20 protein-coding genes are annotated in these 22,105 nt (G+C 67.4%); 14 read left to right on the top strand and 6 right to left on the bottom strand.

What is annotated here, in order from left to right:
* Positions 1-233 precede the first annotated feature (233 nt).
* Positions 234-1,166 (top strand): tyrosine-type recombinase/integrase, encoded by a 933-nt coding sequence (locus ACTOQ1_RS37145; RefSeq protein WP_440072693.1) that lies wholly within the window; start codon positions 234-236, stop codon positions 1,164-1,166.
* A gap of 367 nt (positions 1,167-1,533) precedes the next feature.
* Here the strand turns inward: ACTOQ1_RS37145 and ACTOQ1_RS37140 are convergent, their stop codons facing one another.
* Positions 1,534-1,845 carry a copper chaperone PCu(A)C gene (locus ACTOQ1_RS37140; RefSeq protein WP_440072691.1) on the bottom strand — a complete coding sequence of 104 codons (312 nt, stop codon included), beginning with the start codon at positions 1,843-1,845 and terminating at the stop codon, positions 1,534-1,536.
* Positions 1,842-2,102 carry a helix-turn-helix transcriptional regulator gene (locus tag ACTOQ1_RS37135; RefSeq protein ID WP_440072689.1) on the bottom strand — a complete coding sequence of 87 codons (261 nt, stop codon included), beginning with the start codon at positions 2,100-2,102 and terminating at the stop codon, positions 1,842-1,844. Before ACTOQ1_RS37135 ends, ACTOQ1_RS37140 begins: the two co-directional genes overlap by 4 nt.
* Positions 2,103-2,244: 142 nt before the next feature.
* Here ACTOQ1_RS37135 and ACTOQ1_RS37130 point away from each other — a divergent pair, with 142 nt between their 5' ends.
* Positions 2,245-3,606 carry a hypothetical protein gene (locus tag ACTOQ1_RS37130; protein WP_440072688.1) on the top strand — a complete coding sequence of 454 codons (1,362 nt, stop codon included), beginning with the start codon at positions 2,245-2,247 and terminating at the stop codon, positions 3,604-3,606.
* 100 nt (positions 3,607-3,706) lie between these two features.
* On the opposite strand, the gene ACTOQ1_RS37125 is transcribed toward ACTOQ1_RS37130, so the two are convergent.
* From ACTOQ1_RS37125 to ACTOQ1_RS37110, 4 genes are read right to left on the bottom strand one after another with little or no spacing between them, the layout of a single operon-like run.
* Positions 3,707-4,066 (bottom strand): hypothetical protein, encoded by a 360-nt coding sequence (locus ACTOQ1_RS37125; protein ID WP_440072687.1) that lies wholly within the window; start codon positions 4,064-4,066, stop codon positions 3,707-3,709.
* A complete protein-coding gene (locus ACTOQ1_RS37120; protein WP_440072685.1) occupies positions 4,047-4,271 on the bottom strand; it encodes a hypothetical protein in 225 nt (74 codons plus the stop codon). The genes ACTOQ1_RS37125 and ACTOQ1_RS37120 overlap by 20 nt, the downstream gene beginning before the upstream one ends.
* A 49-nt stretch (positions 4,272-4,320) precedes the next feature.
* The gene (locus ACTOQ1_RS37115; protein WP_440072683.1) at positions 4,321-5,121 is read right to left on the bottom strand and encodes a WbqC family protein; all 801 of its coding nucleotides are present in this window, start codon (positions 5,119-5,121) and stop codon (positions 4,321-4,323) included.
* Complete coding sequence (locus ACTOQ1_RS37110) at positions 5,063-6,847, bottom strand: ElyC/SanA/YdcF family protein (RefSeq protein WP_440072681.1); 1,785 nt, start codon at positions 6,845-6,847, stop codon at positions 5,063-5,065. Before ACTOQ1_RS37110 ends, ACTOQ1_RS37115 begins: the two co-directional genes overlap by 59 nt.
* Before the next feature lie 157 nt (positions 6,848-7,004).
* On the opposite strand from ACTOQ1_RS37110, the gene ACTOQ1_RS37105 reads away from it, so the two are divergent.
* The 12 genes from ACTOQ1_RS37105 (at position 7,005) to ACTOQ1_RS37050 (ending at position 22,100) form a co-directional block, all read left to right on the top strand.
* Entirely contained in the window at positions 7,005-7,448 is a 444-nt protein-coding gene (locus ACTOQ1_RS37105) for a recombinase family protein (protein ID WP_440072680.1), read from the top strand.
* Positions 7,449-8,411: 963 nt separating this feature from the next.
* On the top strand, positions 8,412-8,732 hold the full coding sequence (locus ACTOQ1_RS37100) for a hypothetical protein (protein WP_440072678.1): 321 nt from the start codon (positions 8,412-8,414) through the stop codon (positions 8,730-8,732).
* 68 nt (positions 8,733-8,800) lie between these two features.
* A complete protein-coding gene (locus ACTOQ1_RS37095; protein ID WP_440072677.1) occupies positions 8,801-8,974 on the top strand; it encodes an FxLD family lanthipeptide in 174 nt (57 codons plus the stop codon).
* 62 nt (positions 8,975-9,036) lie between these two features.
* On the top strand, positions 9,037-11,061 hold the full coding sequence (locus tag ACTOQ1_RS37090) for a lantibiotic dehydratase family protein (protein ID WP_440072676.1): 2,025 nt from the start codon (positions 9,037-9,039) through the stop codon (positions 11,059-11,061).
* Positions 11,058-12,119, top strand: coding sequence for a lanthionine synthetase C family protein (locus ACTOQ1_RS37085; protein ID WP_440072674.1), 1,062 nt, complete (start codon positions 11,058-11,060; stop codon positions 12,117-12,119). Before ACTOQ1_RS37090 ends, ACTOQ1_RS37085 begins: the two co-directional genes overlap by 4 nt.
* A 36-nt stretch (positions 12,120-12,155) precedes the next feature.
* Positions 12,156-14,198, top strand: a complete 2,043-nt coding sequence (fxlM, locus tag ACTOQ1_RS37080) for a methyltransferase, FxLD system (RefSeq protein WP_440072672.1) — start codon at positions 12,156-12,158, stop codon at positions 14,196-14,198.
* A gap of 16 nt (positions 14,199-14,214) precedes the next feature.
* Positions 14,215-15,333 carry a hypothetical protein gene (locus tag ACTOQ1_RS37075; protein WP_440072671.1) on the top strand — a complete coding sequence of 373 codons (1,119 nt, stop codon included), beginning with the start codon at positions 14,215-14,217 and terminating at the stop codon, positions 15,331-15,333.
* 205 nt (positions 15,334-15,538) lie between these two features.
* Positions 15,539-16,153, top strand: coding sequence for a toll/interleukin-1 receptor domain-containing protein (locus tag ACTOQ1_RS37070; RefSeq protein WP_440072669.1), 615 nt, complete (start codon positions 15,539-15,541; stop codon positions 16,151-16,153).
* Between the two features lie 293 nt (positions 16,154-16,446).
* On the top strand, positions 16,447-18,915 hold the full coding sequence (gene hsdR, locus ACTOQ1_RS37065) for an EcoAI/FtnUII family type I restriction enzme subunit R (protein WP_440072668.1): 2,469 nt from the start codon (positions 16,447-16,449) through the stop codon (positions 18,913-18,915).
* 85 nt (positions 18,916-19,000) lie between these two features.
* Positions 19,001-19,474: a type IV toxin-antitoxin system AbiEi family antitoxin domain-containing protein gene (locus tag ACTOQ1_RS37060; RefSeq protein ID WP_440072666.1), complete on the top strand. Its 474-nt coding sequence runs from the start codon at positions 19,001-19,003 to the stop codon at positions 19,472-19,474.
* Between the two features lie 5 nt (positions 19,475-19,479).
* Positions 19,480-20,952 carry an HsdM family class I SAM-dependent methyltransferase gene (locus tag ACTOQ1_RS37055; protein WP_440072664.1) on the top strand — a complete coding sequence of 491 codons (1,473 nt, stop codon included), beginning with the start codon at positions 19,480-19,482 and terminating at the stop codon, positions 20,950-20,952.
* Positions 20,949-22,100: a restriction endonuclease subunit S gene (locus ACTOQ1_RS37050; protein ID WP_440072662.1), complete on the top strand. Its 1,152-nt coding sequence runs from the start codon at positions 20,949-20,951 to the stop codon at positions 22,098-22,100. Before ACTOQ1_RS37055 ends, ACTOQ1_RS37050 begins: the two co-directional genes overlap by 4 nt.
* Positions 22,101-22,105 lie beyond the last annotated feature (5 nt).

The following is a 22,105-nucleotide window of genomic DNA, read 5'->3' as shown; positions in this document are numbered from 1 at the left end:
AGTCTCGCTAGGATCTCCCCGGATAACCACCGGGCACAGGTCAGGCTAACGCCGGAAAAACTCCCCGGATAATAAGAAGAAGGGTCCGGCGAGTGGCCGCGAGCGCTGACGGAAAGATCAACAACGATGGCGACGGCGAGGCTGGCAACCCGGTTGACGATCGCGATGGTCGGCGAGGCAACGGCCGAGTCGACAACCTCATTGCCGATCAGAGGGATTCCAAGGCGGGAAACGTGGTGGAGCTTCGGCCCGGTCGTGGGCCAGGGTCGGTGGCGGCCGCCGCGGAGGTGGCGTTGGCCGCGTTCGGTACGCATCTGGATCGGTGCGCGCTGGCGCAGAACACGGTGACCGCCTACCGGCGCCAGGCGCTGGCCTACCAGGAGTGGTTGCTCGGGAGGGCGGCCGAGCACGCGGACGCGTTCGTCGACCTGGTCGGCGCCGAAGCCGCCGTCACCGCCTGGCGCCGCAACCTGCTGGCCGCGGGCGCGTCGCCGGCGACGGTGAACCAGGCGCTCGCCGCGGTGACGCTGCTGTACGAGCACGGGCCCAGCCTGCGCTTGGCGGTCAAGCGCGCCCGGGTGCCCAAGCCCGGAGCTCCGGAGGCGTTGTCGCGGGCGCAAGAGAACGCGGTGCGCCGAGCCGCCGATCGCCGTAGCTCCCGCGACGCTGCCCTCATCGCCGTCTTGCTCAGCGCCGGCGCCCGCGCCGAGGAATGCCAACGCCTGCACGTCGGCGACGTGGCGATCACCACGCGCAGCGGCACCGCCCGCTTACACGGCAAGGGCGACGAGGTCCGCACCGTCCCACTGCCGGTCCCGGCCCGCGAACGTCTCATCGCCTGGCTGAAGGTGCGCGCCGAGCTGCTGACCTCACGGCCCGCCTTGGCCGACGCGGTCAGCGAAGGACTGTGGGCGGGCCAGCGCGGACGGCTGACGGTCGACGGCGTCACCGACGTGGTCCGCGCGGTCGGCAAGGACGCCGGTCTGCCGGGCCTGCGCCCGCACCGGTTGCGCCACACCTACGCCACCCGGCTGCGCGAAGCCGACGCCGACCACGCCCAGATCCAGGCCCTCCTGGGCCACACCTCCATCGAGACCACCGCACGCTACTTCCGCGCCTCGGCCACCGAGGTCGCCGACCTGGTCGACCGTGCCCTTGACTACTGACAACGAGACGGCGCGCGAGGTACCGGCCCTCTGGGGCTCTGATCGGCAAGCGCTTAAATCGGCTGAAAATTTTTTGTCGAAACGGGCGTCCCTCGTCGCTAGAGGGTGCAAGCACTCAATCGACTCAGGTGATGTATCCCGAGTTCGGTGGTGGAGCTGCTCTGGCAGGGTGGAGTGCTGTGAGTAGCGACGAGCAGCATCTGGTTCCGGCCTCGCGCCGCCGCAGCGGCCTGGGGGCCGACTGGGGGGACAGCCTGGCCGGGGGCGCACCCGGCGAGGGCGCCGGCCGCGGTGGCGGCGCCTCCCGCGAGCAGTCCCCTGCGGCTGAGTCGGGGGTCCGACATCAGAGTTCTCCTCCGTTTCCCGCTCAGCCGTCGCTCTCGCCCATGTCCATGCCCTCGCCGTCGTCGCTCCCGCCCATGCCGGGCTGGTAGTCCTCCTTGCCTCCGGCGAACTCCTTGCCGACCGCGGTGAACTCCACGGTCTTGCCGTCCTTGAGGGTGAGGGTGAAGGGGATCTGCGCGCCGGGCTTCACCGCCTCGGTGAGGCCGATCAGCATGATGTGGTCACCGCCCGGCTGGAGCTGGTGGGTGCCCCTGGTGGGGATCACGAACCCGCCCTCCTTGGGCCGCATGATCATCTTTCCCTTGGAGTCGATGACCTCGTGCAGCTCGATCACCGGCGAGATCGGCGAGACACCGGAGACGAGGTAAACAGTTCTCTGATCGGAATGTCGAGGGCGTCGGCGATCTGGAAGACGTTGTCCAAGCGGGGACTGTACATACCGTTCTCGATACGGTTGATGGTCTTGCGGTCGACGTCGGCGAGTTCTCCGAGTCGTTCCTGGCTGAGTCCTTGACCTTCCCGTATGTCGCGCAGCCGCAGGCCGAACTGTCTGCGCAGCTCAGCGAGGCGCGGATTGATCGGGGTGGACACTTACCCACGGTGGCGTGCATGATCCTCAAAGGTCTGTACCAAGTTTGGTACATATCACGGAGGGTGATCAATCTCCGTCCCGCGCAGCCGGGAAGCTGACGGCGACCCCTTTGCTCACCTCGGCAACCCTGAAGAGGCAATCATGATCACGACGGAGTCGCGTCGCCCCGCCCGCACAATCGCCGTACCACGCCGCAACCACCACGGCGGCTACTCCCCCGCCTGGCTGCTGGTCCAAGCCGCCCAGCTGTCGTGGGAGATCAACTCCATCCTGTCCCTCATTCACGGCGCACGCCTCAACCTCACCGAGGAGCTGTCCATCCAGCACGAGGCGACCCAAGCTTTGATCAACGCCGCGCACGCCGGCGTCATCGTCGAAGCGCGCCTGCCGCTGGCCCCCTCTTGGAGCAGTGGGGTGCCGCGCCCGCGCTCGGTGTTCGCCCAAGCTCGCGAGGCCGGCAGCGATCCGCAGGCGGTCATCCCGGAGATGTACGCCCCCGCCAAGCCCGACATCCCCGCCGAACACCTGCAGGCGCTGAGCGAGGCCTCTCGCCCCGATCTCTTCCCGCACGCCCAGTGCTCCGGCGTCAACCTCAAAGGGGCGCGCTGCGCCAAGCGCATCTTCACCGGTATCGGCGCCGAGCACTGCCACGTGCACTTGACCACCGCCGAACAGCAGCGGCGCGAGCAGTTGCGCGCCGCCCGCGACAAGGTCCGCCAGGCCGAAGAGGATGCCATCGAGTGCCAGCGGATGACCTTGGCTTATGACTGGATCGACCGCTACGGCCGACGCCCTCACCGGGTGGAACTGCCCACGCTGCCCTCGTGGCCGCACCAGATCACCCTCACCCACCCGGACGTCCCGCAGCCGGCGGACGCGCCTCATGCGGTCATCGCGGTGTATGAGACCGGCTGGCTGACGATCTGCCCCCGCGCCGGTGAGATCATCCGGGCCTTCCTCGACGCCCCGTGCGCCTCGGCGCAGGAGATTGCCGCACACGCCGCGGCTCAGACCCCTGGACGCTGGAACGATGGCAAGCAGTGGCTCACCTCCTGCGTCTGGGACGGCATCCAGCCGCCCCTGGACTGCCTACCGGCTGCCGGTGAGATGCCCGAGCTGGATGAATACCCCGGCGTCTACACGTTGCGACTGCAAATGATCGACGACGAGCACAGCTGGGCTCACTGGGATAACGGGTTCTCCGCACTGGTTCAGGCCTGCGGCCACCCGGAGGTGGAGACCATGGCGGATCTCTTGGCGTTCTGGCAGCACGTAGGCATCTTGACCCAAACACAAAGCACCGATACAGGCTCGTGCACCGAGCCCAAGCTGATGATCGGGACAACGGTGCGCTCACCCTGGCGGGTCCTGCACGCGGCGGGGCGCCCCGAGACTCCGCACGCGCTGATGACGGCGGTGCGCTTCCTGACCGAGGTGGCCACCCCGTGGGATCGCGAGATCTCTCCGGGTGAGGTTCTCGAATTGGCCCGCGTCGCCATATAGAGGCGCACCGACGCAGTCGCCAAAAACCCTTTGGAGACTCTCCGCCATAGTCTCTGGGAACCTCTACAACCCTGCGGATCAGTCAGCTTGCAGTCACCATCTATAACTCAGGGTCACGAGCGCTATTTCGACGCTTTCTGCATCGCATGGCTTCGGGCTCCCATGGCAGGAGGTCGGCGAGGTCGAAAGCGAGTTCAGCATCGAGGTCGCAGCGCGCGGCCAGCGCTTGCGCGTAGGTGTCGATTCGGGTGCGAATCAGCAGGTTGCCGTCTGTGCGGGTGGATGGCGTGCGGAACTGAGCGATCTTGTTATTGAGCATGCGGGCTGCGCCGTCTTCGTGATGACGGAGCCCAGATTGCCAGGCACTGAGGTCGGGGTCGTTCAGGGTGTAGCGCATCTCCAGGTGCCAGGAAGAGCGCTGATAGGCGGTCAGGAGTTGCTTAAGCGTTGCTGTTGCCACCACCGGCGACCTCCGGAAAGAACTGCATCGTCCGCTTGGGGAAGCGGATCAACGTTTCGTCCTCGGTCGTGTCACCCACACGCTGGAGAGTGGCAGTGTCGGTGATGGTGAAGCCCTGCAGGATGTAGTCGTCGCCGTCCTCCCAGACGGTTGGCGAGTCACCGTCGGGGCTGTCGGGATCCTTTCCGAGGAACCGGAGTGCCATGAGCCCGGCATGGCGAGGAGTGCGAACCGATCTCCAAAGCCCAGCAGGGCTAGGCACCAGATCGGGGATCGTCATCAAGAACTCGTCCGCGCAAAGCCTCCAGTTCCCGCCCCAGAGCGCCCGACCCGACGAGCATCAGGGCGTGTACCGCGCTCACCTCCCGGGCGGATGCCCATATGCCCGATCCGCGGGCCTGGAACGGGAGGACCTTGATCGAGTGGACCCGGAAAGCGGCCGGGTCCAGGTATCGCATGCCCCCGGTGCCGCACAGGTAGGTTGTGGCGCCTGTCAGCCAGGCCAGGTCGGCCAGGCGTTGCGAGCGTTCACCGGGTGCGAGCAGATCGCTGCTGTGCAGGATCTGCCCCCGCCACCCGACCTCCTCCAGCAGCAGGCGCGTGGACAGCTCCGTCACGTCCGCCAGTCGATCCGTGCTCTCGAACGCGGCGAGTACGGGGTCGAGCCCCCTCTTGAACGACGGCCAGTAGGCACTGTGCCGGTAGTGGTCAGCGAGGAGCTGAACGACACGGCGCCGGCAGCGAATGGGATCAGCCAGACGCGCTCCGCGGATGGAGGTGGAGCGGCCGTATGGCAGATGGGTGGAAATGGAGAGCCACTGCGGCTGCCACGAGCCGTCGAGCGAGGCGAGGCGCGCGCGGTGCTGATAGTCCCTGCGTGCGAACTGCACGTCGTCCAGGACGATCCAGTAGTCGGCGGCGAACAGCTTGGCCAGCGTCACCAGTCGGGGGAAGAGGTTGGGCTGGTGGATGGCGCACACCTCGCCGTACGGCAGGTCAGGGCGTAAGAAGCCTGCTGTCGAATCCGGCGCGGAGAAGAGCCTGGTAGGCGTCATGGACCTCTCCTAGGACGGGCTGCTCGATGGCGTAGCCGAGCTTGGGGTACTCGATCACGCGCTGGAGGTCGCCGACGAGCATGTCGATGACCAACTTCGGATCACCGATCGAGCTGACGTAGTCATCCAGCTCAAGCGGCTCGGAGGCGCACACCACCTCGACCTCGGGCCATACCTTTCGTGCCGTGGCGTAGGCCCGGCGCTCCATGTACGGCTTGGAGATCAGGAGCACCGAACCGGGCCGAATACCCGCATCGGCCAGCACCTGGCGGGACAGTGCGATGTTCTGGCCGGTGTTGGTGGCATTCGGCTCCAGCAGAATCGTCTCGGCGGACATGCCAAGTTCGAGCGCGTGCTCGCGGTAGTGGACGGCCTCGCCTCGGGGGAAGCGCGCCGCCGTAGTGGTGCTGGTGGCACCGGAGAAGACGAGCAGCGGGAACCAGCCGGCGCGGTGCAGGTCGACCGCCGCGCGTGCCACCCCCAGATCGTGGCTACCCAGGCCGATGGCCACGTCACACCGGCTCAGGTCGTGGTGCATCTGGTGGTAGTCCCAGATGGTGTAGGCGTGCTGCCACTGCTCGTCGGTGATGACCTGCTGCTTGACACTCACTCGGTTGCTCCCTGGTCGCCGCGGCAGAGGGAGGCGGATCTCCCCCTGGATGGTCCGCTGGATGCCCTCGATGCTGCGCAGTTGGTGCGCGAGCCCGTGCTGCGCAGCCTCGCATGCGGCACGGTCGAGGATCACCACCCCATCATCCACGGTGGCCCGATCCGAAAGCAGGACGTGCCCGTACGCCGTCTCCAGCCGGACCCGCTGCATGGGCGCATCGGTGACCGCGGTGGCGCGGGCGAGGTCGATCAGGCGTAGCGCCTCCGAGAGGTTCCCTGCGCCACGGTGGGCCAGAGCGAGTTTCTGGTGCGCGACGGACCAGTCCTCGGGTTCACCGAGGTTCTCGAACTCGCGGATGGCGGTCGTCATCAGGCGGGCGGCGTAGTCGTTCTTGTCGTTCTTGCTCAGGGCGGTCCCCACCCACAGCCGGGCTCGCGCCCTGTCGCGTGGTGAGAGCCGGTCGTCCACCGCCAGCGCCTCATATTCCTTGGCGGCCTCGTCCAACCGGCCCCCCATCTCGGCGACCACCGCCAACGAAAGGTCGAGCTGCGCGATACGACGGGGGATGTCGAGCTGTCCGTAGATCGATCGGGCGTTGAGGTAGGAGCGGCGAGCGGACAATGGGCCGGTGACTGCTCCTTGGTCGCGCTGGAGGTCGCCAAACAGCGTCGTCGATCGTGCGAACAGGTAAAGACCCTTGTCGTCCAACGCGTGCGGGTCGTAGCGGGTGAGCCATCGGTTCAGCAGGTCGGTGGCGTAGCTGAAGCTCTGGCGGCTGAGAGCGACCACAGCCCGGTCAAGGTCGTCCGTCCAGGTCTCGTAGTCCCAGGCCCGTGGTCCCATCCGGGTGACTCTCAGCCCTTGGTCCACGTCCTGGCCGAGTTCCAAGAGCAGCGTCTCGAACCGCAGGTGAGTGGCCGAATTCGCGCGGGCGAGCGCGGTGTCCAGGATGGCTTGGGTGTCCGGACGTGGCCGAGTGGCGGTACCGAGCTGGTCCCACTTCGCCACGGTGCGGGGAGCCACGCCGAGGTGCTGCGCGAACACCCGCACGCTCATCCGCAGGGCTCGGCGAAGTGCACGCGCTTCGAGACCGGTCCACTCATGCACGGTCGTCACGTCGCTGCTCCCTTCCACGGCCATGGAAGCACGCAGAGGTACCGAGGGCCTCCGGAAGTGCGACGCAAGTGCGACAGCGGGTCGTACCCAGCGGAGTCGGGGCTGGCCATGCTCAAAGAGCGGGCCGTAAGCCCCGGCCACGGTAAGGACGGCTACCTTGTGGACACTCACCGAACAACACGATGTGGACAGCCCGATCGTCTACGGGTACCTGCGGCTGCATCGTTCGACGCCCGAGCGGCACGCCGCCCTGACGGTAGCCCTCGCCCAATACTGCGAGCAGCACGAACTGCAGCTCTGCGGCGTCTTCACCGATCGAGGGGCCGCATCGTCGGACGACCCGGCCTTCGCCGGCCTGCTGGACGTCCTTCTCATGTCCGGCGCCTACGGGGTGGTGCTGCCCACTACGCACCACCTGGGCGAGAAGCCCGTCGCGACTCGGCGGCGGGAACAGCTGAACGCGATTGGGGCGCGGCTGCTGGTCGTGCGGGGAGCCCTCCGTGCCACTGGCTCTTCCGCCGGCCGACCGGTCGTGACTCTGGCCCGCGCCGTTCCCCATGACCAATTCGAACCAATTCGCCAAGGACCCCATGATGATTGACACCTTCGTCGCACCACTGCCCGGCAGCGAATTCAACCCGAACGTGCCAGCGGTAGAGCGCACGTACGCCGCGCTCGCAGGCTCCGACAAGGACGGCTTCGAGGCCGACCGTGCAGCCGCCGGCAAGCTGAAGGGGGCGCTTCCTGGGGTAACGGAGGTCGTCCAAGAGAACGCAGCGGCTGTCGCGCGGGCTGTCGCCTCCCCGCACACCTTCGTGAAGTGCTCGATGCAGCCCCGGTATGACCCCGGCGCCGTCGAGGTCGCCGAACTGATACAGGCGCGGGCGCCCCGCTGGGTTGTCCTGTGGCGCCCGTACTGGCGGGTCCTGCAGGCATGGGAGTGCTCCGACCCGCGACTATGTCGCACCGCCATGGGGCGCAGCGCCGCCGAGCTATGGCAGCGCATGCAGGAAGCTGAACTTGATCTCTGGCGAGCCTCCCCGCGCGCCATGGCCGCGGACCGGCCGCCCACCACACCCGTCCCGGGTGGCCGTGAGGATCTGCCAGAGGCGGCCCCGAGACGATCACCGGCCCCGGCGGCACCCCGTCGGTCCGGAAGACCTCGGGGCCCCAGACCACACCAGGCGGGAGCGCATCGTGTTCACGTACGGTGACGCGTTCCTGGCGGTCGCCGCCGGGTGGCCGTGTTGCTTCTCCTCGTCTTGGCGTGGACAGCCGAGCAGGTTCACAACGTGCGGCCGTCCACGTACTCCGGCGCGGGCACATGCCCCTACCTGGCACCCATGCTGCCCCGCGCCGCCTACGACCCGCCGCCCACGATGTGCCCCGGGAGGTCGTCGTGGGTGGCGGGCTCCAGCCCCTGGCCGGACCCTTCCCACGTGGCGAGCGCGCAGGCTCGCCAGCGGGCCAGCCAGGGGGGAAGGCGGGCACCCTGTCGAGGAGTGCAGGTTGTCCGCCTTCCTCCCCCAGCGGGCCGCACGCCTCGTGGAGAGAGCAGACGAGGATGACGAGAACCCGTCAGCCGCAGGCGGTCAAGCAGGAGGGCCCCACCCCCGAGTGGGAGCCGTACGCGTCACACGGCGCCATCCTCCGGGTCAGACACACCTCGTGCCGCGGCCGGTACGAACTGGCGTCGGAGGGCGGCGAGTTCTTCGTGCTCCGTCCCGCCGACAGGCGCGGGCACGAGCAAACCAGCCGAGGCCGGGCCTACCGCGACGTCATCCAGATGTACGCCGCCCCGGTGCGCAAGCACCACCTTGACCACACCAGCCGCGGTGAGTGGTACGAGGCCGACCCGTATGTGAACCAGGCGGAAGCGGGCTGACCATACCCCTGCCCGGCTGGCGTGGACACCCCACGTCAGGAACCCGAAACAGGACAAGGAGTAGAGACATGAGCACTCTGACCCCGGAGGAGACGGCCGCGGTCGACACGGGAGAGACGTTCGACCCGTTCGCCCTCAACATCGAGTTCATCGAGAACACCCCGGCGGCCGACACGGTGCTGATGTGCAGCACCGGCGACAACTGCGGAACCTCCTGCCCGAGCGCCTGCACGACCTCGTAGTCCGCGGGGCGCGGGTCCGTACGGGCCCGCGCCCCCCTTTTCCCCAGAACGGAGCGTGAGTGATGACGCGGTCGCGGCGGACCCTGTACCGGTGCACGGGCGCCGGGATGCTGCGCGCGGCGGTGAACCTTTCCGCCCCCGTCCTGCCGCAGTGGCCGGGGCCCGCCGCGTCCTCCGAGCAGTGGCGTTCCTGGCTCGGCCCGATCTGGGCCGATGACACGTTCCGGCGCGCGGTCTCCAGTGCCAGCCTGGACCTGGCCCGCCAGGTGGAGGCAGTCCTGGACGGGCGGTTGGTGAACGCTCGCCGGGCGCGTCGCGCCGCACTCGCGGTCGCCCGGTACACCATCAGGTATGAGCACAGGTCCACGCCGTTCGGCCTGTTCGCCGGCGTCTGCCTGGTCGATTTCGGCGAGACATCCGCCGTGCTTGTCGGGGATGAGCACGAGATCGTCACCCGAGCCGACCCCCGGGCGCTGGACAAGGTGATCAGCACCCGGGAGGCCGACGGCGCGTCGATGGCGGCCGTCGAGGTGTGCGTCAACAACCTGGCGTATGTGCGTGGCGGCCGCGTCTTCGTGCCGTCCGAGGGCGCGTCGGAGTTCTCCCTCGCGCTGACGCCTGCGCTGACGCTCGTTCTCCAGGCGGCCACGTCACCCATCCGGTATGCGGCGCTCGCGGGCAAACTCGCCGCAGAGTTCCCGCAGGTGGAGGAACACCGCCAGGCGGCGTTTCTCGCGGAGCTGCTGCGGCTTCGGCTGCTGCTGTCGGCGCTGCGTGCCCCCGCCACGGTCGTTGAGCCGGCAGCCGTCCTGCCTGCCGTCGCCTTGGACGCCCGCGATCGGGAGGCGTACGTGGATCTACGGCTGGACGCCACGGTTCGGCTGCCGGAGACCGTCGCGGTCGAGATGGAAACCGTAGCGACCGTGCTGGCCAGGCTCGCGGCCAACCCAACCGGCACCCGGGCGTGGCGGAGCTACACCGAGCAGTTCGCCGCCCGATGGGGCGAAGACGCCGAGGTCAGCCTGGAGCAGCTCGTTGACCCGGACAACGGGTTGGGCCTGCCTGACGGGTTCGGCTCGGTGTCCGAGCCGCCACGACCGATGTCGCGGCGCGACCGGCTGCTGTTGGATCTCGCAGGGACCGCCGCCGTCGAACGCCACCGGACGGTGATCCTGTCCGAGCCGCTCATCGAGGAGTTGGAGGCGGCCGCAGGCGAACCCACCGCCCTGGCCCCGCACTTCGAGGTGTGCGCACAGGTCCAAGCCCGTTCACTTCCGGCGCTCGACCGAGGCGACTTCCGCGTCCGCGTTCACACCGTCTCCAGGGCGGCAGGCACGATGACGGGACGATTCGGGCACCTGTTCCCGCAGGCCGTCGGGCAAGTGGCCCTTCCCACGGTTGACCCAGTGGCGAAACTGGCTCAGTTGTCGTTCCATCCCTCCCGCGTCGAGGCCGACCTACTCACACGCACCCCGCAAGTCCTGCCGAAGCTGGTCAGCGTCGGAGAGCACCGGGGCAGCGACGCCACGGTGTTCGTCCCTTCTGATCTGGTCGTAGGTCTGCGCGATAGCCACCTCTACCTCGCGGTGGCCGCCACCGGGGAGCGCCTGGAGCTGCTCGCGCTGACCGCGCTCAACTTCATGTGGAACAACTTCACCCCGCCGCTGGCCCGGTTCCTGGCCGAGATCAGCCGGGCCGCGACTCCGCAGGTGACCTGGTTCGACTGGGGTGCGGCGTGGACGCTGCCGTTCACGCCGGGGCTGCACTATCGGCGCAGCATCATCGTTGCCGCCCGCTGGCAGCTTCGGGCCCGCGCCCTGCCCGGCCGTGCGGCATCCCTAGAGGAGTGGGCCGCGCAGCTGCACGCTTGGCGCGGCCGGGCGGGTGTGCCTGACCGCGTGCTCCTGGCCATGGACGACCAGCGCCTGCTGCTGGACCTCACCGAGGAGATGGACCTGGACGTCCTCCGTACGCACCTGTGCGGCTCCCCCATCGCGGTGCTCTACGAGGCGCCGCCGCCGGACGTAGATGGATGGATCGGCGGGCGGGCCCACAGCATCGTCGTCGCGGTAAGGGCGGGCCGATGAGCCCGCCCACGACGCAGGCCCTGGCCGAGGGCGCGCTGGGGATGGCGTTGCTGCACATCGAGCGCGGCAACCTTGCCGCAGCCCGGCCTCTGCTGGCCGAGGCGGTCGTCGGCGGCGTCAGCACCGGCTCCAACGCTTCTCTGTTCCACGGCGCCCCGGCCCTGGAGTTCGTGCTTGGCCGTGCCGGGCGCGTCGACCAGACCGTTCGGGCGGCCGTCGACCGGGTCGTGGCCGCCCGGCTCGCCGCGGCCCACTGCCGACGAAAGGCGACCCGGCTCCCGGCACTGGCAGAGTTCGATCTCGTCCGAGGGCTCACCGGGCTGGGGGTGGTGCTGCTTGCCCGAGCAGGATCGCCCCAGCCGCTACTGCAGGAGGTGCTGGCCTACCTGGTGACGCTGGCAGTCCCGGTCGAAGCCAATGCCCAGGTCCTGCCCGGGTGGTGGTCGCCGGACAGCCCCACGCATAAGGAGATCACCGGTGGCCATGCGAACAACGGGGTAGCCCACGGCATCGCCGGCCCGTTGGCGCTGCTGTCTCTCGCCGCCCGCCGCGGCATCCTGGTGGAAGGCCAGACAGACGCCATCAAGACGTTCACGGCCTGGCTGGAGAAGTTCGGCTCCTTCTACTGGATCACCCTGGACCCGCTCGCCGCTGAGGCGTTGCAGGCGCCGCCCCTGCGCCCCTCCTGGTGCTACGGGGATCTTGGTATCGCCCGCACGCTGCAACTGGCAGCCTGCGCGCTCGGCGACGACGCCCGTAGGCAGAAGGGCGAGGAACTCGCCATCGCCGCCCTCACTGACCCGGCCCGCCTGAGCCGAGTCACCGATGCGTCCCTCTGCCACGGCTGGGCCGGGCTGCTGACCGTCACGACCGCCCTCGCCGCCGACAGCCGTACCCCCGACCGGTTCGCCGAGCCCATCCGGCAGACCCGCCAGAGGTTGGAAGCGGGGATCCCCGCACTGTCCAAGCCCGGGTTCATGGAAGGCCGAGCCGGGGCGGTCATGGCGCTGAAGGGCTCCAACGTGACCGGCTGGACCCGCGCCCTGTTGATCAACTGACCCGTCACCACAACCGAGCAGGAGCGAACCAAGGACATGGACTGGAACGACGAGAACCTACCGCTGCCCGACGAACCGAAGTGGTGGCACGCCACCATCCGCTTTCCCAGCGATGCCGGAGCGACCCCGAAGGCTGCGACCGCACTCGTGGCCGCGCTGTCCGGCCGGCGTTTCCACTTCCTGCGTAAGGAAGGCAATCTCCGGCTGCGCACCGAGAGGCCCGCTGCCGACCTGCTCGATCAGCTCGTCGCCGACGAGGTCGCGTCCGGTTGGGTTGGCGGCATCTACGAACCAGAGATCGAAACCTTCGGCGGCGAGCAGGGTATGGCCATCGCCCACGAGGTGTGGTGCGCCGACAGCCCCGCGGCCTTGGCCGAGACCGGCAGCCCGTACGCCCGCGAGCGGTGCATCCTGCTGCTCTCCACCATGAACCGCGCGGCGGGCCTCGACCCGTTCGAGATCAGCGACGTGTGGGCGACATTCGGCAACCTCCGCCCGGCGATCGACCCACCGCAGGCGGCCCACCAGGCGTCTGCGATCACTGCCATGCGGCGCCTCATGAACACCGACGCCGCCAAGCGGGACACCACCGAACCCGGCTGGCCTGACCGCGTCGCCGCGTTCGAGGACGCCGGCCGCCGCCTGGCCCGGCTCGCGACCAGTGGGCAACTCCGGCGGGGGCTGCGCGCGGTCCTCGCCCACCACGCGATCTTCGCTTTCAACCGCGCGGCCACACCCGTGGCCGAGCAGGCTGCCACGGCCTGGCTGGGCTGGAACGTCGCCTTCGGAGACGGCGACCCAGCCACCGTGTCCAGCAGTCAGTCCGCACCCGTAACCCTTATTTTCAAGAGGATGGAGAGCACCATCACCACGACCGACCCCGCCGAGCTGCGCAACACCATGGTGGACAAGCTCACCGGCTCCGGCCACCTGCGCACCCCTGAGATCATCGACGCCTTCCGGGAGGTCGAGCGCCACCGGTTCATCCCCGACGTCGAGGTCGTCGCCGCCTACGTCGATGACGCCGTGTCGGTGAAGAACGACCGAGACGGCGAGATGATCTCCTGCATCTCCGCGCCGTCGATCGTCGCCACCCAACTGGAGCAACTGGGCACAGAGCCCGGCCACAAGGTCCTGGAGGCCGGGGCGGCTACCGGCTACAACGCCGCTCTCCTCGGGCGGCTCGTCACCCCCGGCGGCCGCGTGTGGACGGTGGACGTCGACACTGACCTCGTCAACACCGCCGCGAAGCATCTGGCCGCTGCCAGCGCGTCGAACGTGACCGCGCTGCTGGCCGATGGCGCGGCCGGTCTGCCCGAGCATGCCCCGTTCGATCGGATCCAGTTCACCGTGGGCGCCGGTGACATCCCCCTCCCCGTCCTGAATCAACTGGCCCCGGACGGCCGTCTCGTCATCCCGATGCGGATCCGCGGCAGTATCTCCCGCTCCTTCGCCTTCGAGCGCGACGGCGAGACCTGGAAGACCGTCTCCTGCGAGATGGCCACATTCGTCCCGCTGCGCAAAGGCGTGTGTGATGACGTCCGTACGGTGGTCCCCATGGCCGGGGAGGGCAACGTCCGGCTGGAAACCTACGGTGAGCAGCTCGTGGACCGGGAGGCGATGCGGACCGTCCTGGACGAGCCCTCCCACCAGGTCTACACGGGCGTGAAGCTCCGGCAGGGTTCACCCTGGGAGTGGGTCTATCTGTGGTTGGCGTGCGTCCTGCCCAACGGCCTGTCCCGGGTGCCTGGCCGGCGGCCCGGGTTCACCCCGCATTTCGGGTGGGGTTCGATGGCGGCGCTCGACGGCGACAGCCTGGCCTATCTGACCGTCCGCGAGGGTGAAGACACCGTGGGCCGGTTCTGGGAGATCGGCGTCATCGGTCACGGCCCGCGCGCCGCCGACCTCGCCGAGCAGGTCGCCGCCGCGATCCAGGAATGGGACCGCGACTACGGCAACAACGCCCCGGCCCCCGGCTTCCGCATGGCCACAGCCGCCAACCGCGACCTGCTGAAGGCCGCTGACTCACGCTTCGTCATCGACAAGACCAACAGCCGACTCGTCATCGACTGGCCGTAGGAAGGGGAGCAGCGTGATGAACCCTGCGATCGCCGCCCGTATCCCGCTGGTCTGCCGACCCAAACCCCCCGGGCTTCCACTGGACAAGCGCATTGCAGAGCTCACCGCGCTGACCGCCGAAACACCCGGCGCGGACCACTCCAAGCGGGTGGCCCGCGCCTGCGGTGTCCTCAACTTCTCCGCGCTCATCGCCTCCGACAGCGGCATGCCCGACCTGGCAGCCGAATTGTGCTGGCGGCAGCACAAGGTCTTCGCCGAAGCCGAGAGCCTGGACCAGGACATCGCCGTGATGTCGCTGATGCCACTGGTGAACATCGCCCGGCTCCTGATCCGCGAAGGTGAAGGTAGCGCTGCCTTCGCGGTGCTGCAGCAGTTGTACCGGGCCGCCGAGCAGCGCGGCGCCACCGTCATCCGCGATCACGCCGTCGACCTGTCGCCGTTGATCCGGACCGTCGCGGACCACCGCACGATCTGTACGGAGCTGTGGGTCGCCCTGCTGATCGATGGCGCCAGAGCCCTCGCGAGCGTCGGCCGTTGGACCGAGGCGGCCGAATCCATGGCCGCGCACCGCGGCGTCGGTCAGCGGCTTCTCGACGGCCGCCAGCTCACGATCATGTCGCTGATGGAACAGGGCCTCCCGCAGCAGGCCGCCACCATGATCGACTCCAGCGTTCCCACAGAGCCCTGGGAGAACGCCGTCGCCGCCATCCTGCGCGTCTACTGCCGTCCTCCGACCACGCCAACACCACAGGACGAACTGGACCATGCGGGGCGGGAAACTCTCGCGCTGATCACCGACCCCGACCCGATGACCGCAGCGTTCCGGACTCGGCTCACCCTGACCATGCTCGACCTGACCGCCGACCGACCCACGGCATATGACTTCGACCTGCGGTCCACTGTCGTCGGCGTGGCCTGCACGGACGCCTACGCTGCCCGAGAGGTCATGGGGCACCACGGGATGCGCTCCCGCATGACCCCGCAGCAGGAACAGGAAGTCGCCGGCGTGCTCACCGCCTCGGGGTTCGGCGCCGGCTACCTCCCAGCAGCCCACCTGGATGCCCTCACTGCCGCAGTCCGTCACGGCGAGGACAGCCTGCGTGCCCTGCTTGCCGAGCTACATGGAGCGGCCTGAGTCGACCTATGATCGCTAGACGACCCCGGGCTACGCGTCAACGAGATGGCTCCAGGAGCCGCGTGGACTACCGTGCGTTATGAGTTCTTGTACGGCCCCGGTCCGGGGCCGTCGAACCGCCAGCGCAGCTGCGGCTTGCCCTGCGTGTAGTAGCTGACGCTCCGGGTACTCATCGCCCCGGCCTTACTATCCGCAGCCGGATTACATGTCACGGAGCAGTAGCGGGGGCGACGCGAGCAGTAGAGGCGGCTCCACTAGCGGCAGAACGCGGCCGCCTTGGTCACCGAGCACCTCCTCCATAACTTACACGCCTGCCGAGGTGCGGGCGCTGACTCCCATTCGCCGCACCGTCGAGTTGCGTGCGCGTCTAGAGCCAGACCTTCGCGATGTCTTCCTCTGCCACGCGTGGGATGACCGGCGCGGTGCTGCTAAGGAGTTGCACGACCTGCTGGATGCAGAGGGCGTGTCGGTCTGGTTCAGCGAGAAGGACATCGTGCTCGGCCAACCGTTCATGCGGGAGATCGACAGAGGCCTGGCGAGGTCGCGTACGGGTCTCGTCCTGGTCACCCCAGCGCTACTGAAACGCGTCGACCGCCGGGGCGTCTCTGACAAGGAGCTCTCGGAGCTCCTTGCACGTGACCTACTGCTCCCGGTCGTGCACGAGACGACTTACGACGAACTCCGGAAGGTTAGCCCCTTACTTGCCTCCCGAAATGTGTTGAACACGGCGGATGATTCGATAGCAGACATTGCCAACAAGATCGCCGAGCTGGTCTCCGTTGAGGACGATCTGACCGCGCCCCTCACATCGGCGAACTAGGCGTCCGACAGCGTGCCCGGGCGTCGCTCCGCGTTGCCGGTGCCAAGCCCAGAACACGGGAGTCGGTGGAGCCTGCATGCAGGACCTAGCCGACCAGCTTGCCTGGCCCCCTCACGGGTCCGTGAGCTTCTTGGGATGGCTGAACCAAGGCCCGGTACTTCGCATCGTTCCGTAGTCACGAAAGGCGAGGCAACCGACTGAGCCGTCATCCTGCCGAAGATCCAATCCGCATTCAAAGGGGGTTTGGGATCGATAGTCCGGAAATTGTCACACCCTCCGGGTAGAAATGAAGGGTGACTTCCAGTAGCGGCAACCCCACCGAGGACGAGACCTGCGAGCGGTTCGTCCTGCCCGCTCTCGTCCGGGCCGGTTGGAATGTAGAAGAGCAGATCAAGAGCCGGTACCGGATCAATCGCGGCCGGATCCAGCCGACCGCCCGCCGCCACCATCAGCAGCGCCCGCTGATCGCCGATTACGTGCTGGAGTACTCCGACGGCCTGCCGCTCGCCGTCGTCGAGGCCAAACGCTCCCGTATTGATCCCGCTGAGGGTTTCGAGCAGGCCAAGCGCTACGCCGAGCTGCTGGACGTCCCGTTCGCCTACTCGACGAACGGCACCCGCACCATCGAGGTCGACTACCGGACTGGCCTGATCTCGGAGATCTCAGAGTTCCCCACGCCGGAGCAGCTCTGGGCCCGGTACCGCGGCGACCGATCCCTCGACGACGACGCTCATGCCGACCTGGCGTCCGCGCCGTTCACACTGACACGCAACTGGGACGGCACTCCGAAGGACCCCCGCTACTACCAGCGCAACGCGATCAACCGAGCCGTCCAGGCCATCGCCAAGGGCCAACGACGGTTACTCCTAGTGCTGGCCACCGGCACGGGCAAGACCCTGGTCTCGGCGCAGATCGTTGCGAAGCTGTGGAACGCGAACTGGCCAGAAAAGGGGCGGCGGCCCCGTGTCCTGTATCTCGCCGACCGGAACATCCTCATCGACCAGCCCAAGGACGACTACTTCACCGAGATGTTCGGCGAGGCCGTCCACCGGCTCGGCCAGGGCCGAGTGCAGAAGAGCCGCAACATCTACTTCGCGCTGTACCAGTCGCTGTCGCAGCCCGGCGGGGCGCAGGACTTCTACACGAGGTTCGACCGGGACTTCTTCGACCTCATCATCGTCGACGAGTGCCATCGGGGCAGCGCCTCGGAGGGCTCGCAGTGGCGCGAGATCCTGGAGTACTTCGAGCCCGCCGTCCAGCTGGGTCTGACGGCCACGCCGATCAGCCGTAAGGACGTCGACACTTACCACTACTTTGGCGACGCGATCTACGAGTACTCCCTCGCCCAGGGCATTCGCGACGGTTTCCTCGCCCCTTACCGGGTCCGCAACGTCCGGCTCGATATCGACCTGTACGGCTGGCGGCCAGACGCAGGTCAGCTCGACATGTACGGCAGAGAAATCCCCGACGAGCTCTACGGGCCGAAGGACTTCGAGCGCATCGTGGCGATCCTCGATCGCACCGACGAGGTAGCCCGCTACCTGACGGAGTATCTGCATAAGACCGGCCGAATGCACAAGACCATCGTGTTCTGCCAGACCAACGACCACGCGATGCGCATGGTCGAGGCGCTGACCCGCGCCAACGCCGACCTGTCGCAGCGGCACGGCCACAAGTGGGTCTGCCGGATCACCGGAGACGACCACGAGGCCGGCCGGGAGCGTCTGGACGAATTCCGCGACGCCAGCTCCGAAGTCCCGGTCATCGCGGTGACGTCGCGGATGCTGTCGACGGGCGTCGACATCCCGACCGTCCGCAACATCGTGTTGTTCCGAGTGATCCGCTCGATGCCGGAGTTCAAGCAGACGATCGGCCGCGGCACCCGCCTGTCGCCCGAGACCGGAAAGTTCGCGTTCGACATCATCGACTTCGTGGACGCGACCCGCTTGTTCTACGACCCCAAGTTCGATGGCCCGCCGCTCCGGCGGCTCCGCGACGAGGCAGACCCTGACGGCAGCTTCATCACCTTCCCCGAGGACCTCGACGACACCGAACCTGAACCGGACCCGGACGAGATTGCCGAACCCGAGGCCGAGTACCTCGGTGCGGAAGGCGGCGAGCTGCCTCGGATGATCACCGACCCCGACGAGATCGATGACATCCGCGCCGAGGGCCGCACCTACTACATCGACGACGTCGAGGTCAGCATCGTCGGCACGGCCGTCTTCGTCACCGAGACCGATGGCACCGGCCTGCGACTACGGCTGGTTCGGCTGGAGCAGTTCATCAAGGACAGACTCCACGAGCTCGACCTGTCCCCGAACCAACTGCTCGCCCAGTGGGCACACAGCCGGAGCCGCGCGGAGCTGCGCAAGCGGCTGGAGTCCTCAGGAATCAGCTCCGCCGACCTCGGCGAGCTGACGGGTCGCCCCGACGCCGACGCCATCGACCTCCTGATCTATCTCGGCTGGGGCCTCCCCGTGCTCTCGCGCTCGGAACGAGCACTCCGCTTCAAACTCCAGCACCGCGAGTTCCTGGAGTCGTTCGCCCCCGAGGCCCGCGCGATCCTCGAACGCCTGCTGGAGCAGTACTCCTCCCACAACGAGAAGGAACTCGAGCTGGACTCCGACTCTATGAAGACACCTCCCTATCGTGGCTTCGGCACCGTCGTCGAGATCGCCGAGCGTTTCGGAGACCGCGCCGGGGCCGGGCTCCGTGTCGCCGTCGACCAGCTAAGAACCCGTTTGTACGAGGCCTCCTGATTTCTTTCGGAACGGAAGAAGCAATCCCCTATCGTGCACAAAACTAAAAACGACTATAAGTTTCACCTGCGCTAACCTTCCATGTATGAGGCAGCGGGAGAAGGAACCCCGGACCCGGCTCTGGCGCCGGGCCGCCCGTCAGCGCGGCTTCTTCACGGCGGCCCAGGCGCTGCTTGACGGCTACTCCTACCAGTCGCAGTACTTCCACGTCCGCCGGGGCAACTGGACGCGCATCGACCGGGGCCTGTACCGCTTCCGCGAGTACGCCGACCTCCCGTCGAGCGACCTGGACCATCTGGTCCGATGGTCCCTGTGGAGCCTGGACCGCGCGGTCTTCTCCCACGAGACAGCCCTGAGCGTCCACGGCCTCGCGCCGGTCGACCCAGCCGTCGTGCACATGACGGTTCCGCCCGGATTCCGCCAGCGGGACCCCGCCGTGCTCACCCACCGCGCTGACCTGTCCCCCGCCAACGTCGAGCACCGCGACGGCTTCCGCGTGACGACTCTCGCCCGCACCCTCATCGATCTGAACATCCAGCCAACGAACAAGGATCTCTGACGACCATGGCCCCACCCGCGAAGAAGCAGGACACGACCTCCCGCGCCCGTCTGTCGGCCGTCATCAAGTCGGCCCGCGACATCATGCGCAAGGATGCGGGCCTCAACGGCGACCTGGACCGCCTGCCCCTACTGTCCTGGCTGCTGTTCCTGCGTTCCTTCGACGCGCTAGAGGCCGAACGCGAGGTGTTCGGCGAAGACCCGATCATCAAACCGGAGTACCAGTGGCGGGCCTGGGCCGACGACGAGACGTTCACCGGCGCGGACCTGCTGGCGTTCGTCAACGTCAAGCTTCTGCCGGAACTCGCGAGCATGCGCAGCGACGTGCCTGGCGACCCGCGCAACGTCCTCGGCCAGGTGTTCGCTGGCGTCCAGAACCGGATGCTGTCGGGCTACCTGTTCCGCGACCTGGTCAACCAGATCCGCGGCATCGACTTCAACAGCAGCGACGACATCCACACGATGGCGTTCCTGTACGAGGACCTGCTGAAGCAGATGCGCGACGCCGCGGGCGACTCTGGCGAGTTCTACACCCCGCGCCCCGTTATCCGCTTCATGGTCGAGCAGACCTTCCTCAATCTCGGCGAATCGATCATGGACCCGGCGTGCGGCACCGGCGGCTTCCTCGTCGAGGCCTACACCGAACTGTTCCCGCAGGCCACCAACAAGGTCCTCCAGCAGCAACTGTTCAACAACATCCGCGGCATCGAGAAGAAGCCCCTGCCGTTCCTGCTCTGTATGATGAACCTGACCCTGCACGGCATCCCCTCGCCGAAGGTTCTCCACGCCAACTCCCTCCGCGTGATGATCGACGAGAAGGGCCCCAGCTCTCAGGTCGACGTCATCCTCACCAACCCGCCCTTCGGCGGCGAAGAGGAGGACTCGATCGCCAAGAGCTTCCCGTCCGGCTACCAGACCCGCGAAACGGCCTGGCTCTTCCTCCACGCCGTCATCAAGAAACTGAAGCCCAACGGCCGCTGTGCCATCGTCCTTCCCAACGGCGCCCTCTTCGGCGAGGGCATCGGCGCCAAGATCCGCAAACAGCTCCTCGAGGAGTGCGACCTCCACACCGTCGTCCGCCTCCCTCAAGGCGTCTTCGCCCCCTACACCCAGATCCCCGCCAACCTCCTCTTCTTCGACAAGACCGGCCCCACCAAGGAAACCTGGTTCTACGAGATCACTCCCCCCGAAGGCCGCAAGGGCTACGCCAAAACCAAGCCCATGCGCTACGAGGAGTTCGAAGCCTGCATCGAGTGGTGGGGCGGCTTGGATCGCTCTGGCCGGGAGTCAACGGATCGCGCGTGGCTCGTTCCCGCCTCCGACGTCATCAGCCAGGGTTACAACCTCGACCTCGCTAACCCGACCGAGGAAGACGATCTGTCCCATCGCCCGCCCGCCGAGCTCATTGGCGATCTGATCTTCATCGAGAACGAGATCCTCACACTCCTCTCCTCGCTCGCGAAGGACCTGGAGGGATGAGCGTGACCACCTACCCGGAAGTCGCTCTCGGCACGTTCCTGCGGCAAGAGGCAGACACCGTAGCCATCGACCCGGACGCGACTTACACGACGGCGGGCATCTACAGCTACGGGCGCGGGCTCTTCAAGCGCCCGCCCATCACCGGCTCCGAGACCAATTACCCCAAATACAACAGAATCCGGAAGGGGCAGTTCATCTACAGCAAGCTCTTCGGCTGGGAAGGCGCGCTCGCCACCGTGCCGGAAGAGTTCGACGGCCTGTACGTCTCCCATGAATTCCCGACCTTCCACATCGACAACACCATCGCCGACCCTGGTTACGTCGCCCACCTGGCCACTTGGCCTGGCCTCCATGACAAACTCCGCGACCAGGGCACCGGCATGGGCTCCCGACGTCAACGAGTCAATGTCGACCGCCTCATCAGCGCCACCGTCCCTCTGCCGAACCTGGACGAGCAGCGCCGCATCGCCGACCGCCTCGACGCCGCCACGGCGAAGCTTGGTGAGCTTGCCAAGCTTCGCTCTCGCGCGGAAGCTCTCCGCGTCGCAATTCGCGAGTCCGTGTTCCACGAAGAGCAAGGCAATGCGCCGACTCGGCTGGGGAACGTGCTAAGCCTCGAGCGGATCCTTGTGACACTTGAACCAGACACGCAGTACTCGCAGATTGGAATCCGTTCATTCGGCAAGGGCATATTTCATCGCCCGCCAGTTCCCGGCAGCGAGCTCAGCAAGCTCAAGTACTTCGAGATCCATCCGGACCGTCTGGTAGTAAGCAACATCATGGCTTGGGAGGGCGCAATTGCTATCTCCGGCATCAACGAGTCAGGCTTCATCGGGTCGCACCGCTTTCTGACCTACCGCCCGTCGGATGCAGTTGATATTCGATACCTCAACTACTTCTTTCAGACTCGCGCGGGCCGCGACCTGATCCGGAGCACATCCACGGGAACGGTACTTCGGAACCAGACCCTATCGATGAAGGACTTCGAGTCTCTCTCGGTTGCTCTTCCCAGCAAGAGGCGGCAGGAGGAAATCGCCCGGATGCTGGACCGGCTTGAGGACACGCAGAACCGTTCGGACCAGCAGGCGGACCTAGGCGTTACTCTAACCAAATCGCTGCTGAATGCGGCATTCAGCGGGCGGTTGTGAGCGGG

Origin of the sequence: Streptosporangium sp. OZ121, assembly GCF_051918885.1 — a bacterium.
Lineage (GTDB): Bacteria > Actinomycetota > Actinomycetes > Streptosporangiales > Streptosporangiaceae > Streptosporangium.
This window is presented reverse-complemented; position numbering and strand designations above follow the sequence as displayed.

Coding starts and splice junctions, on each gene's coding strand:
- ACTOQ1_RS37130 (WP_440072688.1), top strand. CDS start 2,245: ATGATCACGACGGAGTCGCGTCGCCCCGCCCGCACAATCGCCGTACCA.
- ACTOQ1_RS37120 (WP_440072685.1), bottom strand. CDS start 4,271: ATGGCACTCCGGTTCCTCGGAAAGGATCCCGACAGCCCCGACGGTGAC.
- ACTOQ1_RS37115 (WP_440072683.1), bottom strand. CDS start 5,121: ATGACGCCTACCAGGCTCTTCTCCGCGCCGGATTCGACAGCAGGCTTC.
- ACTOQ1_RS37100 (WP_440072678.1), top strand. CDS start 8,412: ATGACGAGAACCCGTCAGCCGCAGGCGGTCAAGCAGGAGGGCCCCACC.
- ACTOQ1_RS37095 (WP_440072677.1), top strand. CDS start 8,801: ATGAGCACTCTGACCCCGGAGGAGACGGCCGCGGTCGACACGGGAGAG.
- ACTOQ1_RS37090 (WP_440072676.1), top strand. CDS start 9,037: ATGACGCGGTCGCGGCGGACCCTGTACCGGTGCACGGGCGCCGGGATG.
- ACTOQ1_RS37085 (WP_440072674.1), top strand. CDS start 11,058: ATGAGCCCGCCCACGACGCAGGCCCTGGCCGAGGGCGCGCTGGGGATG.
- fxlM (WP_440072672.1), top strand. CDS start 12,156: ATGGACTGGAACGACGAGAACCTACCGCTGCCCGACGAACCGAAGTGG.
- ACTOQ1_RS37075 (WP_440072671.1), top strand. CDS start 14,215: ATGAACCCTGCGATCGCCGCCCGTATCCCGCTGGTCTGCCGACCCAAA.
- ACTOQ1_RS37070 (WP_440072669.1), top strand. CDS start 15,539: ATGTCACGGAGCAGTAGCGGGGGCGACGCGAGCAGTAGAGGCGGCTCC.
- ACTOQ1_RS37060 (WP_440072666.1), top strand. CDS start 19,001: ATGAGGCAGCGGGAGAAGGAACCCCGGACCCGGCTCTGGCGCCGGGCC.
- ACTOQ1_RS37055 (WP_440072664.1), top strand. CDS start 19,480: ATGGCCCCACCCGCGAAGAAGCAGGACACGACCTCCCGCGCCCGTCTG.
- ACTOQ1_RS37050 (WP_440072662.1), top strand. CDS start 20,949: ATGAGCGTGACCACCTACCCGGAAGTCGCTCTCGGCACGTTCCTGCGG.